The organism is Pseudomonas sp. RA_15y_Pfl2_54, assembly GCF_963971015.1.
GTDB lineage: Bacteria > Pseudomonadota > Gammaproteobacteria > Pseudomonadales > Pseudomonadaceae > Aquipseudomonas > Aquipseudomonas baetica_A.
The window spans coordinates 80785-98075 of the sequence record NZ_CAXAPN010000005.1 but is presented as its reverse complement, the minus strand read 5'-3'; the positions used below and the strand labels follow the sequence as shown (position 1 = coordinate 98075).

16 protein-coding genes are annotated in these 17291 nt (G+C 58.8%); 12 read left to right on the top strand and 4 right to left on the bottom strand.

The features are described 5' to 3' along the window. Positions 1–11 precede the first annotated feature (11 nt). Complete coding sequence (locus AACY50_RS05265; RefSeq protein ID WP_339464900.1) at positions 12–1286, bottom strand: ABC transporter substrate-binding protein; 1275 nt, start codon at positions 1284–1286, stop codon at positions 12–14. Between the two features lie 168 nt (positions 1287–1454). On the opposite strand from AACY50_RS05265, the gene AACY50_RS05260 reads away from it, so the two are divergent. Next, complete coding sequence (locus AACY50_RS05260) at positions 1455–3020, top strand: carbohydrate porin (RefSeq protein WP_339431098.1); 1566 nt, start codon at positions 1455–1457, stop codon at positions 3018–3020. Positions 3021–3256: 236 nt separating this feature from the next. Here the strand turns inward: AACY50_RS05260 and AACY50_RS05250 are convergent, their stop codons facing one another. Further along, on the bottom strand, positions 3257–3610 hold the full coding sequence (locus AACY50_RS05250; protein ID WP_445261469.1) for an outer membrane protein: 354 nt from the start codon (positions 3608–3610) through the stop codon (positions 3257–3259). 116 nt (positions 3611–3726) lie between these two features. Here AACY50_RS05250 and AACY50_RS05245 point away from each other — a divergent pair, with 116 nt between their 5' ends. The 5 genes from AACY50_RS05245 (at position 3727) to AACY50_RS05225 (ending at position 8878) form a co-directional block, all read left to right on the top strand. Then, the gene (locus tag AACY50_RS05245; protein WP_339493593.1) at positions 3727–4716 is read left to right on the top strand and encodes a 2-dehydro-3-deoxygalactonokinase; all 990 of its coding nucleotides are present in this window, start codon (positions 3727–3729) and stop codon (positions 4714–4716) included. Between the two features lie 19 nt (positions 4717–4735). Further along, positions 4736–5356 (top strand): 2-dehydro-3-deoxy-6-phosphogalactonate aldolase, encoded by a 621-nt coding sequence (locus tag AACY50_RS05240; protein WP_339464906.1) that lies wholly within the window; start codon positions 4736–4738, stop codon positions 5354–5356. Between the two features lie 34 nt (positions 5357–5390). Continuing rightward, complete coding sequence (gene dgoD, locus AACY50_RS05235; RefSeq protein WP_339431110.1) at positions 5391–6539, top strand: galactonate dehydratase; 1149 nt, start codon at positions 5391–5393, stop codon at positions 6537–6539. Positions 6540–6703: 164 nt separating this feature from the next. Beyond that, a complete protein-coding gene (locus AACY50_RS05230; protein ID WP_339431111.1) occupies positions 6704–8014 on the top strand; it encodes an MFS transporter in 1311 nt (436 codons plus the stop codon). Positions 8015–8074: 60 nt separating this feature from the next. Then, positions 8075–8878 (top strand): IclR family transcriptional regulator, encoded by an 804-nt coding sequence (locus tag AACY50_RS05225; RefSeq protein ID WP_339464907.1) that lies wholly within the window; start codon positions 8075–8077, stop codon positions 8876–8878. Here the strand turns inward: AACY50_RS05225 and AACY50_RS05220 are convergent. Beyond that, positions 8875–9927, bottom strand: coding sequence for an NAD(P)-dependent alcohol dehydrogenase (locus AACY50_RS05220; protein WP_339431113.1), 1053 nt, complete (start codon positions 9925–9927; stop codon positions 8875–8877). The two genes, AACY50_RS05225 and AACY50_RS05220, sit on opposite strands and share 4 nt — an antisense overlap. Positions 9928–10117: 190 nt before the next feature. Here AACY50_RS05220 and AACY50_RS05215 point away from each other — a divergent pair, with 190 nt between their 5' ends. Next, on the top strand, positions 10118–11008 hold the full coding sequence (locus AACY50_RS05215; RefSeq protein WP_339464909.1) for an AraC family transcriptional regulator: 891 nt from the start codon (positions 10118–10120) through the stop codon (positions 11006–11008). A 100-nt stretch (positions 11009–11108) separates the two neighbouring features. On the opposite strand, the gene AACY50_RS05210 is transcribed toward AACY50_RS05215, so the two are convergent. Next, positions 11109–12773 carry an electron transfer flavoprotein-ubiquinone oxidoreductase gene (locus AACY50_RS05210; RefSeq protein ID WP_339464910.1) on the bottom strand — a complete coding sequence of 555 codons (1665 nt, stop codon included), beginning with the start codon at positions 12771–12773 and terminating at the stop codon, positions 11109–11111. A 551-nt stretch (positions 12774–13324) separates the two neighbouring features. On the opposite strand from AACY50_RS05210, the gene AACY50_RS05205 reads away from it, so the two are divergent. The 5 genes from AACY50_RS05205 to AACY50_RS05185 all read left to right on the top strand — a co-directional run bounded on the left by AACY50_RS05205 (position 13325) and on the right by AACY50_RS05185 (position 17095). After that, positions 13325–14074, top strand: a complete 750-nt coding sequence (locus tag AACY50_RS05205) for an electron transfer flavoprotein subunit beta/FixA family protein (RefSeq protein WP_007908338.1) — start codon at positions 13325–13327, stop codon at positions 14072–14074. A 2-nt stretch (positions 14075–14076) separates the two neighbouring features. Further along, positions 14077–15006, top strand: coding sequence for an electron transfer flavoprotein subunit alpha/FixB family protein (locus AACY50_RS05200; protein ID WP_311997938.1), 930 nt, complete (start codon positions 14077–14079; stop codon positions 15004–15006). 80 nt (positions 15007–15086) lie between these two features. Then, on the top strand, positions 15087–15920 hold the full coding sequence (locus tag AACY50_RS05195) for a substrate-binding periplasmic protein (protein WP_339431116.1): 834 nt from the start codon (positions 15087–15089) through the stop codon (positions 15918–15920). Between the two features lie 9 nt (positions 15921–15929). Beyond that, positions 15930–16286, top strand: coding sequence for a DUF4398 domain-containing protein (locus AACY50_RS05190; RefSeq protein WP_339431117.1), 357 nt, complete (start codon positions 15930–15932; stop codon positions 16284–16286). Then, entirely contained in the window at positions 16283–17095 is an 813-nt protein-coding gene (locus AACY50_RS05185) for an OmpA family protein (protein ID WP_339464914.1), read from the top strand. Before AACY50_RS05190 ends, AACY50_RS05185 begins: the two co-directional genes overlap by 4 nt. The last annotated feature ends 196 nt before the right edge of the window (positions 17096–17291 follow it).

Sequence of the window (17291 nt, the reverse complement as noted above, 5' to 3'; positions counted from 1 at the left end):
TTCCTTGTGGCTTACCAGTTCTGGCGTTTGATACGCGTGAGTTCGCTTTCCAGTTCGGCCAGCGCTTGATCGACAGGCAACTCGCCCGCCAGCACGCCATGCACTCGATCGAAGAACGCATTGGAGACCCGTGGATAGCGATCGGCAGTGATGGAGGCGGGGCGCATCACCCCATCGTTGAGAATGCTGTGCAACTGAGCGTAATAAGGCATGGCCGCGAGCAATTCGGGGTCTTGATACAGCGACTCGATAACCGGGTTATAGGCGCCAATCAGGGCACGGTGTTTTTGCTCTTGGGCACTGGTCAGATAGTTCACCAGCTCTGCGGCAAGTTTTGGGTTGGCACTGTAGCGCGATACCGCCAGGCCCCAGCCACCGAGGGTGGAGGCATGTGTGCCGGCTTCGCCGCCGCGGGGCAGGGGAGCGACCCCAACCTTGTCTTTTACGGCGCTGTCCTGGCTTTGTACCAAGGCCCAGACATACGGCCAGTTACGCATGAACAGCGCATTTCCCGATTGGAATACGCCACGTCCTTCCTCCTCGGTGTAGTTGAGTACGCCACGCGGGGAGATGTCTCCTACCCAGCTTTTCGCCAGGGTCAAAGCCGTTTTCGAGGCCTGACTGTTGACCACGATGTCGCCTCGTGGATTGACCAGTCCGCCTTGCGGTTGGCTGCTGATCCATTCCAGCGCATTGCACGTCAGGCCCTCGTAGGCGCGCCCCTGAAAAATGTAACCCCACGCATTGGGGTTCCCGGCAGCGCGTTCGGCCTGTTGAATACTTCTGGCGGTCGCGGTCATTTCTTGCCAGGTCTGGGGAACTGGCTGGTGGTACTTTTCGAGCAAGTCTTTGCGGTAATACAGCAGGCCCGAGTCAGTGAACCACGGCATCGTCACCAACCGTCCATTCACCGTGGCGTTATCCACCTGTGCCTGGAAGTAGCCCTGGGTCGCGTTGGCAGGAAGCACCTCGCGCAGATCCAGCAGATGTTTGGCCAGCATCCCCGGCCACACCATATCGATTTGAATGATGTCGATGTCGGCGGACTGCGCGCTGAGGATCTGCTGGTAGAACGACAACCGCTCGGTCGCCGAGTTGGGCGTGGAAACCACCTCTACATTGTTGCCGGTCTGTTTCGACCACGCCTCGACAGCCTCCTTGCAGAGTTGTAACTCCGCACCCACCGCACCGCACGAGATCGTCAAATGGGCTGCGTTCGAGAGGGATGGAAACCCGGCACAGAGGGCGAACAGTGTGGCTGGCAGGAGAGATTTCAGATGTTTCATTGAGCACCCTTTATTTTTGTTTTTAGAAAAGTTAACGTTAACATCGCCAAATGTAGCAGCGTATTTGCGATGGGGCATCCTTTTTTTCGTCGATTGCGACAATTCACAACTGACGAAAAATGGCCGGTCGCGGGAACAAAACAATAAAAACAAAACAGGGAAATCCACATGCAGAAAGCATCAGGCTGGCTACTCGCAGGCGTGCTCGGCACATCGGCGGCCACCTCTCAGGCCGCGACTCTGGAAGAGCGCATGGCCGCGTTTGAAGCCCGTGCCAGCGCAGCGGAACAGCGTGCAGCCGCAGCCGAACAGCAAACCCAGGCGCTCGCCAGGGAACTGCAGCAAATCAAACTCGCCACTCCCGCTTTGCAGCCCGCTGCGTCCACTGCCGCCGCCCATTCGACGCCTGCTTTGGATACCCGGCTGGCAAAACTCGAAGCCCGTCAGGACAGCATGGAAAAAACGGGCAGTACTGGACACCTTACAGACGGGTTCAGCTTCAAAGGCTATGCCCGCTCCGGATTGCTGATTGACGAGGGGCTTGGTGGAGGCCGTGGCGGGCCTTATACAACGCCGGCCGGCTCAGTTGGTGGTGCTGTCGGGCGACTCGGCAACGAAGACGACACCTACATGCGTATAGACCTGTCGAAAGAAACCTATGCGCAGAACGGCACCCGCGCCAAATTCACGGTGTCCATCGCCGATGGTGTGGAGAGCTCCAATGACTGGACGGCCGACGAGAGCAACCTGAACGTGCGTCAGGTCTTTACCGAGCTCGATCATCTTGCCGCCTTCAAGGGCAACTCAGTGTTCGAGAACGCCACCTTGTGGGCAGGCAAACGATTCGACAGGGATAACTTCGATATCCATTGGCTGGACTCCGACGTGGTCTATCTGGCCGGCACCGGAGGTGGTATCTACGATGTGCAGATGAACAAGAACTGGCGCTCCAACTACTCTTTGATCGGGCGTAGCTATGGGGATTTCAGTGAGGGCGGTGTCAATGCCGATGTGCAAAGCTACATCCTGACCTCCAACCAGTTCTTCGATAATGGTCAGTGGCAGTGGATGTTCAATGGCATTGGCTCAAAGAAAAACGACTTCGGCAATCGCAGCAATCAAGCAGGCCTGACGCCTGCGGATTCCGGCTTGCACAGCATGTTGGCCAATCATCAGAAAAACTTCTTCGGCCGGGAAGGCTTCTTCAAAACGGCGCTGCTCTATGGACAAGGTTTGGGGGCAGAGGTCAAGAACATCGGTTCGGATGGCGAACTGATCGACGACGCCCGCGCTCTGCGCCTGGCGCTTTATGGTGAGACACCCATTGCCCCCGGCTGGCGTATCGGCCCCAGCTTGCTGGCCGAACAGAGCAAGGACAGATACGTCAAGGGTGACGACTACCGCTGGATGACCCTGAACGTGCGTTTGGCCAATGCAATCAACAGCAATTTCGAGATGGCCTACGAAATGAGCTGGCAAACCATGGACCTCGACCCCAAGGGCTACAGGCAACGCAATGCGGTCGACGGTAACTTCTGGAAATTCACGGTCGCTCCGACCTTCAAGCCTGACGTTGGAGACCTTCTCACACGTCCCGAATTACGAGTATTCGCCAGTTTCATGAACTGGTCTTCGGATCTGGACAGATACAGTTCCACAGACAACTTCGGCAAGACGGACTTCAACGCCGGAGGTGTTTGGCAATACGGGATACAAATGGAAACCTGGTTTTAATGTTTGAACACGCCGGCCAGCACGCCTTCAGCGCGCCGGCCGGCTGTTGTTGCAAACAGTGATGTCGGCTGCAGACATCTGCTTTGAGATTGGCCATGAAAATTTGGCCAACTTCAACAGGCACTGTGACAGCGAAATGAAGTGACACCGAATATCGTCGTGGAACAGCAGTGGCGTTATTCAATCCTCAGGCTTGTCATAGCGACGCCGTGCCAGGCGTCGATGCATTTAACCGCTTAGAACCAATAATGCAGGCCGAGCATTAATGACTGGGCGCTGTAGTCAGTGCGCACATCGCCTTGGGGCAGGCCCTGAATGTCGCCGAAGTGCGCATCGCGCGTCTTGAGGTATCGATAATCCAGGGATGTGGACCATTGATCGGTGAGCTCGAAACTGACCCCGGCTCCGAGTTGATAGGCCGACACGTTGTCGCGATGAGTATTGCCGAAGTGGACGCCGCCGGCTTCCAGGCCACTGATTGATACGGTGCTGTAGCCCAGGCCGCCACCCATGTAGGGCGTGAACCGACGGAAGGGCGCCGGGAGGTTCAGGAAGTCATACCAGAGGATCGATAAGACTGCGAAAAGCAATATTTGCCGCACACTCGTATCCCATAATATGGGATTGATATTTATATATTGAGATTTTCCTGCGCCAAGGTTTATAGTCCGTCGCACTCACTGCCAAAAACAAAACAGGTGAAGCGATGCAGGCGCAATTGATCGCGCTCGACTGGGGGACGACCTCATTACGTGCTTACAAACTTGCGGCGGGCGGTGTGGTGCTGGAGCAGCGCTCGCTGTCGTCCGGGATCATGCAACTGCCGAAAACCCCGCGAGTCATCAACGGTCGCGAATGCACCGATGGTTTTGAACTGGCCTTCGACGAGGCGTGTGGCGACTGGCTCGATGCGCAGCCGGATCTGCCGGTGATCGCTTGCGGCATGGTCGGCAGTGCTCAGGGCTGGCGCGAAGCGGCCTACGGCGAGACGCCGGCGAACGTCGCCAATCTCGGGAACTCCCTACAAACAGTTGTCAGTCTTCGCGGTACGCGAGTGCATATCGTGCCGGGCGTGATTCAGCGTTCGCGTCTGCCGAACGTAATGCGCGGCGAAGAAACGCAAGTCCTCGGCGTTCTGCAGAATCTTCCGGTCGAGGCGGGCGATGAGCTGTTGATCGGCCTGCCGGGCAGTCACTCGAAATGGGTGGAGGTGGTCGATGGCTGCATCACGCATTTCGACACCTTCATGACCGGCGAAGTATTCGCCGTGCTCAGTGATCACAGCATCCTCGGCCGTACCCAACAGCAAGGTGCGGCGTTCGATGGTCAGGCGTTTGACCGGGGCGTACAGGTGGCTCTGTCGGCGGACGGTGAACTCGGCGTGCTCTCGACGTTGTTTAGCGCCCGTACCTTGGGGCTGACCGGTGAACTGAGCCCGACGGCCCAAGCGGATTATCTGTCCGGCCTGATGATCGGTCATGAGTTGGCGGCGCTCGCCTCAGTGCAACGGCGTCGCCGCAACAACCCGAATCTTCCTTCGATCATCCTCATCGGCAACGCGCCACTCTGCGCGCGCTATAGCCGCGCGCTCGATGCCTGCGGTTTCGCCAAGGTCACGCTGGCCGAACAGGCCACCGAGCGTGGTTTGTGGCAACTGGCGCTGGCCGCCGGACTGATTGATCCCTCATCCCGTTAACCCTGACTGGAGGCCTGACATGCTCAAGCAAGCATTGGCGCAAAACGGTCTGATCGCGATCCTGCGGGGCCTGTATCCGCAGGAAGCCGCCGCTGTCGGAGAAGTCCTGTATACAGCCGGATTTCGCGTCATAGAAGTACCGCTTAATTCCCCATCGCCGTACGAAAGTATCCACATTCTGCGCAAGACCTTGCCCGCCGATTGCCTGATCGGTGCCGGTACGGTGTTGTCGGCGGAGCAGGTCGACTTGGTGAAAGAGGCGGGCGGCCAGGTGATCGTCATGCCGCACAGCGATGCCAAGGTACTGCGCGCCGCGAAAGCGGCGGGGCTGTACCTGTCGCCGGGTGTGGCCACACCGACCGAAGCGTTTGCGGCGCTGGCGGAGGGCGCAGACATTCTCAAGCTGTTTCCCGCCGAGCAGATGGGCCCGGCGGTCGTCAAAGCCTGGCTGGCGGTGTTGCCGACGGGCACGGTGCTGGCGCCGGTCGGCGGCATTACCCCGGACAACATGCAGGTATTTATCGACGCCGGAGTGAAAGGTTTCGGCCTCGGTTCCGGGCTATTCAAACCGGGCATGACGCCGGAGCAAGTGGCGGTCAATGCCAAGGCCTATGTCACTGCCTGGAAAGTCCTTCGCTAAGAACGCTGGCGCATCCAACAAGAGAGACAACAAGATGAAAATCACCAAACTCACCACCTTCATCGTCCCGCCGCGCTGGTGTTTCCTCAAAGTCGAAACCGACGAAGGCGTGACCGGTTGGGGCGAGCCTGTGGTTGAAGGTCGCGCGCACACCGTGGCGGCCGCCGTAGAAGAATTGTCCGACTACCTGATCGGCAAAGACCCACGCAACATCGAAGACATCTGGACGGTGCTGTATCGCGGCGGCTTTTACCGTGGCGGCGCGATCCACATGAGTGCACTGGCCGGCATCGATCAGGCCCTGTGGGATATCAAGGGCAAGGCCCTCGGTGTGTCGGTCAGCGATCTGCTCGGCGGTCAGGTGCGCGACAAGATCCGTGTGTATTCGTGGATCGGTGGCGACCGTCCGGCCGATACAGCACGCGCCGCGAAAGAGGCCGTCAGTCGTGGTTTTACCGCGGTAAAAATGAACGGCACCGAAGAGCTGCAATTTCTCGACTCCTTCGAAAAAGTCGACCTCGCGTTGGCCAACGTCGCCGCCGTGCGTGATGCGGTCGGGCCGAACGTGGGCATCGGTGTCGACTTCCATGGCCGGGTGCACAAGCCCATGGCCAAGGTGCTGATGAAGGAACTCGATCCGTACAAACTGATGTTTATCGAGGAGCCTGTGCTCAGCGAAAACTATGAAGCGTTGAAAGAGCTGGCGCCGCTGACCAGCACGCCGATTGCCCTCGGTGAGCGACTGTTCTCGCGGTGGGATTTTAAACGGGTGTTGAGCGAAGGTTACGTCGACATCATCCAGCCGGATGCTTCCCACGCGGGCGGCATCACCGAAACCCGCAAGATCGCCAACATGGCCGAAGCCTACGACGTGGCATTGGCGCTGCATTGCCCGTTGGGGCCGATTGCGCTGGCGGCGTGTTTGCAATTGGACGCGGCTTGTTACAACGCGTTTATCCAGGAGCAGAGCCTGGGCATCCATTACAACGAGAGCAACGATTTGCTCGATTACGTGAAAGATCCGCAGGTATTCGATTACGACAAAGGCTTCGTGAAGATCCCGAATGGGCCCGGCTTGGGGATCGAGATCAACGAGGAATACGTGATCGAACGTGCGGCCGTCGGCCACCGCTGGCGCAACCCGATCTGGCGCCATGCCGATGGCAGTTTTGCCGAGTGGTGAGTCACCGACATCACTGATGTCCCCCTGTGGGAGAGGGCTTGTCAGTCGATGTTGCATCAGATGACACATCGCATTCGCGAGCAAGCCCGCTCCCACCATTTAGATCTCCATGGATGGGGTATCTGCATTCAACGACCTCAATAAACATAACAAGAGGCATCCCCATGCAACCGCAACCCCTCACCGGGCAGGCGTCTTTAGTCACGCCTAGCCGTAAGCGTTTTTTCATCATGGTGTTGCTGTTCATCACCGTGGTGATCAACTACCTCGACCGCAGCAACCTGTCGATTGCCGCGCCGGCGCTGACCACTGAGCTGGGCATCGACCCGATTCACGTCGGCCTGATTTTCTCCGCGTTCGGCTGGACCTACGCCGCCATGCAGATCCCCGGCGGCTGGCTGGTGGATCGAGTGCCGCCACGCATCCTGTACAGCGTCGCGCTGCTGCTGTGGTCGGTGGCCACGGTGATGCTTGGCTTCGCCGCCAGTTTCATCGCGCTGTTCGTCCTGCGCATGGCCGTCGGCGCGCTGGAGGCACCGGCCTATCCGATCAATAGCCGCGTGGTCACCACCTGGTTTCCTGAGCGCGAACGCGCCACGGCGATCGGTTTCTATACCTCCGGGCAATTCGTCGGACTGGCCTTTCTCACCCCGGTGCTGGCCTGGCTGCAACACGAATTCGGTTGGCACATGGTGTTCGTTGCGACCGGTGCAGTGGGCATCATCTGGGCGGCGATCTGGTACGCGGTGTATCGCGAGCCGCGAGATTTCAAAGGCGTCAATGAGGCGGAAATCGATCTGATTCGTGAGGGCGGCGGGTTGGTGGATATCCAGGCCGAGTCTGCCAGGGTCAAAGCCAAATTCAGTTGGACAGATCTGGGCATCGTTCTCAGCCAGCGCAAGTTGTGGGGCATTTACCTCGGTCAGTTCTGCCTTAACTCGACGCTGTGGTTCTTCCTGACGTGGTTCCCGACTTATCTGGTGAAATACCGCGGCATGGACTTCATCAAGTCCGGCCTGTTGGCGTCGCTGCCGTTTCTCGCGGCGTTCATTGGCGTGCTGTGTTCGGGGTTCTTTTCCGATTTGCTGATTCGTCGCGGTTACACCGTAGGGTTTGCGCGCAAGTTGCCGATCATCGGCGGGTTGCTGATCTCCACGTCGATCATCGGTGCCAACTTTGTTGAGTCGACGCCGCTGGTGATCGCCTTCCTGGCCCTGGCGTTTTTCGGCAACGGCCTGGCATCGATCACCTGGTCGCTGGTGTCGACCCTCGCGCCGGCGCGGCTGCTCGGCCTGACCGGTGGGGTGTTCAATTTCATCGGCAACCTGTCGGCGATTGCCACGCCGATCGTGATCGGGTTCCTCGCCAGTGGCGATTCATTTGCCCCGGCGATCACCTATATCGCGGTTCTCGCGTTGATCGGCGCTTTGTCCTACGTGCTGCTGGTGGGCAAGGTCGAACGTATCAAGTTGTAGTGGTCAGCATCGGGCGACCATAATGCCGCCCGTTCCCTCGCTCAACGGTAAAGGCTGGATATGCAGGAAGACGCCCCGGAAAAAACCAAGGACGCCGCGCCCACCGGCACGCAAACGCTGCTGCGCGGCTTGGGCGTGGTGCAGGCCGTGGCCAGTGGCGCCCGCGATCTCAAGGAGATCGCACGGCTGATCGGCACGACGCGCAGCACCACTCATCGACTGGCCAGTTGTCTGGTCGACGAGCGTTATCTGCGCGTGGTGCCGCAGGTCGGGTATTTGCTCGGGCCGAAGCTGATTGAGTTGGGGTTTCAGGCGCGCGAAGAGTTGCCGCTGGTGAGTCTGGCCGGGCCGTATCTGGACGAGTTGTCAGCGCTGACCGGAGACACCGTTCACCTGGGGATTCGCGAAGGCGACGAAGTGCTGTATCTGCTGAAGAATCCGGGACGCAATGGCCCCGAAATGCGTTCGCGGGTCGGCCATCGAATGCCGTTGGCGCGCACCGGGATCGGCAAGGCCTTGATGCTCGATGATTCGCCGCAGGATTGGCAGCGCCTGTACGACATCAGCCTGCCGGCGGGTGGGAAAAGTCAGTTCTGGCCGCAGCATCCCCAGCAATCTTGGGAACAGCTTGAGCAGCGAATGGCTGAATACATCGCTGGTGGCTACGCGTTCGATCTGGAAGACAATGAACCGTCGATCCGTTGCGTGGCGGCGCCGATCCGCGATGCAAGCAAACGTATCGTCGCGGCGATCAGCATTGCCAGCACCGTGCCGTACATGCCACTGGAAAAAATGGCCGAGCTGATTCCCCTGATCAAAGGGATCACAGCCCGGCTGTCGGCAGAACTCGGGCTTAAGATTTAAACCTTGAGCGTTGCCATGTCGATCACGAAACGGTATTTCACGTCGCCAGCGATCATCCGGGCGTAGGCTTCGTTGATCTGGCGGATATCGAGCATTTCGATGTCGCAGGTGATGTTGTGCTCGGCGCAGAAATCCAGCACTTCCTGGGTTTCGGCGACGCCGCCGATCAAGGAACCGGCCAGTACGCGACGACCCAATACCAGTTTGGCGGCGTGCACCGGTGGATCAACCGGCTCGATCAGACCGACCAGAATGTGTACGCCATCAAAACGCAGGGTGTCGAGGTACGGGTTCAGGTCGTGTTGCACCGGAATGGTGTCGAGCAGGAAGTCGAAGTAACCGGCGGCGGCTTTCATCTGCTCGGCGTCGGTGGAGACGATCACATGATCGGCGCCCTGACGACGGCCCTCTTCAGCCTTGCTCGCCGAACGGGTGAACAAGGTCACTTCAGCGCCCATGGCTTTGGCGAACTTGATGCCCATGTGGCCCAGGCCGCCCATGCCGAGGATCCCGACCTTGTCGCCAGCCTTGACGCCGTAGTGCTTGAGCGGCGAGTACGTGGTGATGCCGGCGCAGAGGATCGGTGCGGCGCTGGCCAATGCCAGTTTTTCCGGAATGCGGACCACGAAGTGTTCGCTGACGACGATGCTGTCCGAATAACCGCCCATGGTGTTGCTGCCGTCGACCCGATCCGGGGTGGCGTAAGTCATGGTCGGGCCTTCGAGGCAATATTGCTCAAGGTTCGATTGGCAGGCTTCGCAGGTGCGGCAGGAATCGACCATGCAGCCAACGCCGACCAGATCGCCTACTTTATGCTGGGTGACATTCGTACCAATGGCGGTGACTTTTCCGACGATCTCGTGGCCGGGCATCAACGGGTAAACAGCAATGCCCCATTCGTTGCGTGCCTGGTGAATGTCGGAGTGGCAGACGCCGCAGTAGAGGATTTCGATGGCGACATCATCGGCCCGTGGGCTGCGACGTTCGAACTTCATCGGGGCGAGGGGAGTGGTGGCCGATTGGGCCGCATAGCCGATGGCGGTGTACATGTGAAACCTCGCAAAAGCAGTGACAGGTGGGGCGGCGCATTTTGGGCGCCGTGCGCCGGTCCGGCCATGACGATTCCTCCGGGTCTCATGCCTAATCCTCCGGCATGCAGGTTTGATCGGTCGCATAGGCAAAAGGATCTGCGATGATGCTTTCATCCCTTTTTCCATGAATTTTGTGAAGACACTTTCGATGCAATTGACCCGTCACCTTGATGCCAATGCCAGGCTGGTTTCACTGATTGAACCGCTGGCACTGCGCGACGGTTACTCCCGGACCGGACTGCCGGGTGTGCGGGTGTTGCGCGCCAGTTGCGACGTCGCCCGTGGCCCGCACATTTATGAGCCGAGTCTGATGATCATCGCCCAGGGCAGCAAACTGGCGTTCCTTGGGCCTCGGACGATGGAATACGGTGCCGGGCACTATTTGATTCAGGCGCTGCCGGTGCCTTTTGAATGTGAAACCTTCGCCTTGCCGGATGCGCCGTTGCTAGGGGTGTCGGTGGCGATTGATCGGGTGTTGCTGGGCGAGTTGGTGCTGGCGATGGGACTCGCGCCGGGGCGGCATATTCCGGCGCAGACGCCAGAGTCGATGACGTCGGTGGTGCTCGACGATGACATGCGCGGTTGTGTCGAACGGCTGCTGAGCTGTCTGCACGATCCGCTGGAATGCCAGATTCTCGGGCCGGCACGGGTGCGTGAATTGTTGTTCGTCGCATTGCGGGGGCCGCAGGCCGATGTGTTGCGGGCGTTGGTCGAGCAGCAGGGGCAATTTGCGAGGGTGGCGGCGTCGATCAGCCATCTGCATGCGCATTACACCGAGCCATTGAATGTCGAGACGCTGGCCAGTTGCGCGAACATGAGCGTTTCGACGTTTCACGAACACTTCAAACGCAGCACGTTGTTGTCGCCGGTGCAGTATCTCAAGCGCTTGCGGTTGTTGAAGGCGCAGACGTTGTTGGTGGCGGAGGGGTTGGGTGTGGCGCAGGTGGCGCATCGGGTGGGGTATCAGAGTACTTCGCAGTTCAGCCGCGAGTACAAACGTTATTTCGAGCGCAGCCCGGGGGACGAGCGCGTAGCCTGAGTTGCCACAGTGCCTGAGGGAGCGGGTTTCGTGGTGATGCAAATATTGCGGGCAACAAAAAGGCCCCCATTTCGGGAGCCTCGATGTTCAGCGGTTCGGCTTACATATTCGGGTAAGTCGGGCCGCCAGCGCCTTCCGGCGTGACCCAGGTGATGTTCTGCGCAGGGTCCTTGATGTCACAGGTCTTGCAGTGCACGCAGTTCTGGGCGTTGATCTGGAAGCGTTTCTCGCCGTCTTCCTTGGTGATCACTTCGTAGACGCCGGCCGGGCAGTAGCGCTGCGCCGGTTCGTCGTACAACGGCAGGTTTTTGCTGATCGGGATGCTCGGGTCGGTCAGCTTCAGGTGGCACGGCTGTTCTTCTTCGTGGTTGGTACCGGAGATGAACACCGAACTGAGTTTGTCGAAGCTGAGTTTGCCGTCGGGTTTCGGGTAGTCGATCTTCTTGCAGTCGGCGGCGAGCTTGAGGCAGGCGTAGTCCGGCTTGGTGTCGTGCAGAGTGAACGGCAGTTTGCCGCCGAAGATGTTCTGGTCCAGCCAGTTGAAACCACCGCCGACAATGGCGCCGAATTTGTGAATCGCCGGGCCGAAGTTACGGCTGGCAAACAGTTCGTCGTACAGCCAGCTCTTCTTGAACGCGTCGACGTAAGTGCTCAGCTCTTCGGTGCCATCCTTTTCGGCGAACAGCGCGTCGGCCACCGATTCGGCGGCGAGCATGCCGGACTTCATCGCGGTGTGACTGCCCTTGATCTTGGCGAAGTTCAGGGTGCCGAGGTCGCAACCGATCAGCGCGCCACCCTTGAAGACCATCTTCGGCAGCGAATTCAAGCCGCCCTTGCAAATGGCACGAGCGCCGTAGCTGATGCGCTTGCCGCCTTCCAGGTACTGAGCCAGCACCGGGTGATGCTTGAGGCGCTGGAACTCGTCGAACGGCGACAGGTAGGTGTTGCTGTAGGACAGGTCGACGATCAGACCGACTACAACCTGGTTGTTTTCCAGGTGATAGAGGAACGAGCCGCCGGTGTTCTCGGTGCCCATGATGTCCAGCGGCCAACCAGCGGTGTGTACCACCAGGCCTGGCTGGTGTTTGGCCGGGTCGATTTCCCAGATTTCCTTGAGGCCGATGCCGTAGTGCTGGGCGTCGGCATCGCTGTCGAGGTTGTAGCGTTTGATCAGTTGCTTGCCGATGTGGCCACGGCAACCTTCGGCGAACAGCGTGTATTTGCCACGCAGTTCCATGCCGGGGGTGTACAGGCCTTCTTTCGGGTTGCCTTCGCGGTCAACGCCCAGATCACCGGTGATGATCCCGCGGACCACGCCTTGTTCGTCGATCAGCGCTTCTTGAGCTGCGAAGCCCGGGTAGATTTCCACACCCAGGTTCTCGGCCTGCTGAGCCAGCCAGCGGCACAGGTTGCCGAGGGAAATAATATAGTTGCCTTCGTTGTGCATGGTCTTGGGCACAAAGAAGTCGGGGATTTTTTGCGCGCTTTCGGCGTTTTTCAGCACGAAAATGTCATCGCGGGTCACCGGCGTGTGCAGCGGGGCGCCGAGTTCTTTCCAGTCCGGGAACAATTCGTTCAGAGCGCGGGGTTCGAATACGGCACCGGAAAGGATGTGTGCGCCGACTTCAGAGCCTTTTTCGACCACGCAGACGCTGATTTCCTTACCGGCTTCGGCGGCCTTCTGCTTCAGACGGCAGGCGGCGGACAGGCCAGCGGGGCCGGCACCGACGATGACCACGTCGAATTCCATGTATTCGCGTTCCACAGGCTATCTCCTACTCAAGGCTCAACAGTTTTTTTTCTAATTTGGAGGTTCGATGTCGCATCCGCTATTGCCTTTACGTTAACGTCAAAGGGAATATTGGAAAACCCACCTTTCTCTCTAGGGGGCGCATTATATCTACACCACTCCGAGCGTCCAATACAAACGTTTGTTTGAATTGGCTCCAGCCCAGAGAAATCAAAGAAGCGCGGCTTATGAGTGACCATTTTGCCGTATTGACCGGAATAGGCGTTCCGGTCAATATACGGGCGGTTTTGCGCTCGCCGTAGGCAGACTGGCGGTTTCAAGAGCACCTCTAAAGACAGGGCGTAGGCAATACAAGGTGATGCGCAGCGCAGGCCTGGCGCGCAGTTTACACAGCGTGAAGATCAATGACTTATCGGTCACCACTGACGAACGGTCATCGCACTCCACTTCGTGAAATCACCCCGACACAAGCCGGCGTTTTTAGAGGTGCCCTTTTAGCCCGATGAGCATCAACCGCCAGGTTCGCCTAGGCGACTTTCTTTTCACCGGAGAGTAACGAGGAATCCATGAAGGTTCTTGTAGCTGTCAAACGCGTTGTGGATTACAACGTCAAGGTTCGCGTCAAGGCGGACAATTCCGGCGTAGACCTCGCCAACGTCAAGATGTCGATGAACCCGTTCTGCGAAATCGCAGTGGAAGAAGCCGTACGCCTGAAAGAGAAAGGTGTTGCGACTGAAATCGTCGTCGTCTCCATCGGCCCGACCACCGCTCAAGAGCAACTGCGCACTGCGCTGGCTCTGGGTGCCGACCGCGCCATCCTCGTCGAATCCGCTGAAGATCTGACTTCCCTCGCCGTGGCCAAGCTGCTCAAGGCCGTGGTTGACAAGGAACAGCCTCAACTGGTGATCCTGGGCAAACAGGCCATCGACAGCGACAACAACCAGACCGGCCAGATGCTCGCGGCACTGAGCGGCTACGGTCAGGGCACTTTCGCCTCGAAAGTCGAAGTCTCTGGCGACAGCGTTGCCGTGACCCGCGAAATCGACGGCGGCGCGCAGACCGTTTCCCTGAAACTGCCAGCGATCGTCACCACTGACCTGCGTTTGAACGAGCCGCGTTATGCGTCCCTGCCAAACATCATGAAAGCCAAGAAGAAGCCTCTCGAAGTGCTGACTCCGGACGCTTTGGGCGTTTCCACCGCCTCCACCAACAAGACTCTGAAAGTCGAAGCGCCGGCTGCACGCAGCGCGGGCATCAAGGTCAAGTCGGTGGCTGAACTGGTCGAGAAACTGAAAAACGAAGCGAAGGTAATCTGATCATGACTATCTTGGTAATCGCCGAACACGACAACAAAGTGCTGGCCCCGGCCACACTGAACACCGTGGCTGCCGCTGCCAAAATCGGTGGCGACATCCACGTACTGGTCGCAGGCCAAGGCGCTGGCGCCGTGGCTGAAGCCGCTGCGAAAATCGCAGGTGTGAGCAAAGTCCTGAACGCTGACAATGCCGCTTACGCGCATCAGCTGCCGGAAAACGTCGCGCCACTGGTTGCCGAGCTTGGCGCTGGCTACAGCCATATCCTGGCTGCTGCCACCTCCAACGGCAAAAACATCCTGCCGCGCGTTGCCGCGCAGTTGGATGTTGATCAGATCTCCGAAATCATCTCGGTAGAAAGCGCTGACACCTTCAAGCGTCCGATCTACGCCGGTAACGCCATCGCTACCGTACAGTCGACCGCTGCGATCAAAGTGATCACCGTGCGTGCGACCGGTTTCGATCCGGTGGCTGCTGAAGGTGGTTCTGCGGCTGTTGAAGCCGTGGCTGCCGCGCACAACGCCGGTACTTCCAGCTTCGTCAACGAAGAACTGGCCAAGTCCGATCGTCCCGAACTGACCGCTGCCAAGATCGTCGTTTCCGGCGGCCGCGGCATGCAGAACGGCGACAACTTCAAACACCTGTACGCCCTGGCCGACAAGCTGGGCGCTGCCGTCGGTGCTTCGCGCGCTGCGGTCGACGCAGGTTTCGTACCGAACGATATGCAGGTCGGTCAGACCGGCAAGATCGTTGCGCCACAGCTGTACATTGCCGTCGGTATTTCCGGCGCGATCCAGCACCTGGCCGGCATGAAAGATTCCAAAGTGATCGTTGCGATCAACAAGGACGAGGAAGCGCCGATCTTCCAGGTGGCCGATTATGGTCTCGTGGCGGATCTGTTCGAAGCGGTGCCTGAGCTGGAGAAGCTGGTCTAATCCGGCAGCTTCACTTATAAAGAGCCCGACCTTTTGGTCGGGCTTTTTTTTGTCTCGCAATTGAGTGGGAGTGTTTTGCCATGGAACTGCGCCGCAGGTTGCACTGCTCGCTATTGTTGGGACTGGCGCTGTTGCCGGGATTGGTGGCGGCCGCCGGCAAGTGCGAACGTCTCGTCGTCACCGGCAGCCCGGATGCGCCGCCGTACCTGTGGCAAGACCCGCAGAACCCCAAGCAATTGATGGGGGCCAGTGCTGATCTTTTGCAGCAAGTGGCCAAAGAGCTGGGCATCAAAGTCCAATTGCTCTACGCCGGCAAGCGCTCGCAAGCCCTGGATGAAGTGCGCAGCGGTCGTATGGACCTGCTCGCGGATGCTCCGCTGACCTTCAATGAGCTCGAAAACCTCGACTACATCTATCCGCCGCTGCTGGAAAACGACTATCTGGTGTGGACGCGCAAAGGCTCGACCTTGTTTTACAACGCAGCGCAGGACCTGCACGGGCATACCGGTGGCTTGTCGGAAAAGTCTCGAATGAGCGAGGCATTCGTTACTTTCGCCGAGCAGCAATTGACCCTGACCCGGACAGCAAACCTCACCCAGGCCTTTCAGAAATTGCTTCTGGGTGAAGTCGAATATGTACTCGCCGGTCGCTACTCGGGCATGGCAGCCGCACAGGCATTGGGCATGGCCAATGACCTGTTGGCCTTCGAGCAACCGATCGATCGACCGGGGCTGTTCCTCGCGGTTTCCCACAACTCGGCGTGCAACGATCCGTGGTTGCGCGGACAGTTGGCCAAAAAGATGACAGAATTGCCCGCGTCCGGACTGACGGAAGCTGCGCTGCAACGCAATATCGAGCGTTGGAAGGCGCAGCAGCAACAGCCGCAACAACCTGTCAGTACCCCAAAACAGTAGGGATTCTTAGTGAGTATTCGACCTCTTTTCGCGGCTGTGGCCGTTCTGGCCATGGCCGGTTGCGCGACCGATCCGGCACCCAATGAACAAATGCGCCTGACCGAGCAGGCCATCACTCAAGCCAAGGCTGTCGGTGCCACCGGCGATGACGTGCCGGAAATGAAACTGGCCGAAACCAAATACAACCGGGCAAAGGGCAACATGGCTGATGAGTCCTACCGGAACGCGCGCATGCGTGCCGAGCAGGCCGAACTGGATGCTCGCCTGGCGGAAGCCAAAGTGCTGACCCAGAAGAGTGAAGAACAGTTGAATGTGCTCAACACCCGCATCGTCCGTCTGCGCAAGCAACTGGGAGATGCCCAATGAGCCTCAACTCCAGAGTTCTCGGCGGTTTCATTCTTGCCGGTTGCGCCAGTCTTTACGGTTGTGCGGGTCAACATAGCGAATCCGCTCTGCAAGGGGCCAGCGCCGACTTCCAGAAGGTCAAGGAAGATTCCAACGTGCTGCGCATCGCGCCGAAAGACGTGATCCGCGCCGGTGAATCGCTGGCCCGCGCCGATCGCCTGTCGACTTATTGGGGCAGCGGGGCGGATGTGGTCCATTACGCCTATCTCAGCCAGCGCTACAGTGAAATCGCCCGCGAGCACACCAATCAGGTGCTCAACGAGGAGCGTGCGGCCAAGCTCGAACTGGAGCGTCAGCGCCTGCAACTGGCCTTGCGCGAATCCAAACTGCTCAGCGTGCAGCAGCAGGGCAAGTGGCTTGAAGAACAAATAGTCGCGCTGGCGACCACGCAGACCGACCGTGGTCTGGTGATGACGCTCGGTGATGTGCTGTTCGACACTGGGGAAGCCGAGCTGAAAAACTCGGCCAACCGTGTTGTGTTGAAAATTGTCCAGTTCCTGCAACTCAACCCGAAACGCGTGGTGCGCATCGAGGGTTATGCCGACAGCACCGGTGGTAAGCAGGAAAACCTCAAACTGTCCCGCGACCGTGCGCAGTCCGTTGCCGATGTGCTGACGGATCTGGGCATCGACGAAAAACGCATTCAGGTCGAAGGTTACGGCGACGAATACCCTGTAGACGCCAACGCTTCCGAGCGTGGGCGGGCACAGAACCGTCGTGTGGAAATTGTCTTCTCCGACGAAACAGGCCAGCTCGGCGCTGCCCGCTGAGGGCGGCGTCACTGGAAAGCCCGGGCTGTCAGGCAGCACCGGGCTTTTTTACGTCTGTCGAATAGCTCGCAAATCAATACAGTTGAGGCAGACACTGCACTGTATGGTCGACTAGAGTGACAACTGTCCCAGTACACTTCTAAACTGTTCCGGTATTGTTTCACACAAGAATAAAATGCCCGTGAAATCGAGTGCT

What these genes read in the sequence shown, in the direction of transcription:
- AACY50_RS05185 (WP_339464914.1), top strand. Translation starts at nt 16,283, where the DNA reads ATGAGCCTCAACTCCAGAGTTCTCGGCGGTTTCATTCTTGCCGGTTGC.
- AACY50_RS05225 (WP_339464907.1), top strand. Translation starts at nt 8,075, where the DNA reads ATGCAGGAAGACGCCCCGGAAAAAACCAAGGACGCCGCGCCCACCGGC.
- AACY50_RS05195 (WP_339431116.1), top strand. Translation starts at nt 15,087, where the DNA reads ATGGAACTGCGCCGCAGGTTGCACTGCTCGCTATTGTTGGGACTGGCG.
- AACY50_RS05200 (WP_311997938.1), top strand. Translation starts at nt 14,077, where the DNA reads ATGACTATCTTGGTAATCGCCGAACACGACAACAAAGTGCTGGCCCCG.
- AACY50_RS05205 (WP_007908338.1), top strand. Translation starts at nt 13,325, where the DNA reads ATGAAGGTTCTTGTAGCTGTCAAACGCGTTGTGGATTACAACGTCAAG.
- AACY50_RS05230 (WP_339431111.1), top strand. Translation starts at nt 6,704, where the DNA reads ATGCAACCGCAACCCCTCACCGGGCAGGCGTCTTTAGTCACGCCTAGC.
- AACY50_RS05245 (WP_339493593.1), top strand. Translation starts at nt 3,727, where the DNA reads ATGCAGGCGCAATTGATCGCGCTCGACTGGGGGACGACCTCATTACGT.
- AACY50_RS05220 (WP_339431113.1), bottom strand. Translation starts at nt 9,927, where the DNA reads ATGTACACCGCCATCGGCTATGCGGCCCAATCGGCCACCACTCCCCTC.
- AACY50_RS05260 (WP_339431098.1), top strand. Translation starts at nt 1,455, where the DNA reads ATGCAGAAAGCATCAGGCTGGCTACTCGCAGGCGTGCTCGGCACATCG.
- dgoD (WP_339431110.1), top strand. Translation starts at nt 5,391, where the DNA reads ATGAAAATCACCAAACTCACCACCTTCATCGTCCCGCCGCGCTGGTGT.
- AACY50_RS05215 (WP_339464909.1), top strand. Translation starts at nt 10,118, where the DNA reads ATGCAATTGACCCGTCACCTTGATGCCAATGCCAGGCTGGTTTCACTG.
- AACY50_RS05240 (WP_339464906.1), top strand. Translation starts at nt 4,736, where the DNA reads ATGCTCAAGCAAGCATTGGCGCAAAACGGTCTGATCGCGATCCTGCGG.
- AACY50_RS05265 (WP_339464900.1), bottom strand. Translation starts at nt 1,286, where the DNA reads ATGAAACATCTGAAATCTCTCCTGCCAGCCACACTGTTCGCCCTCTGT.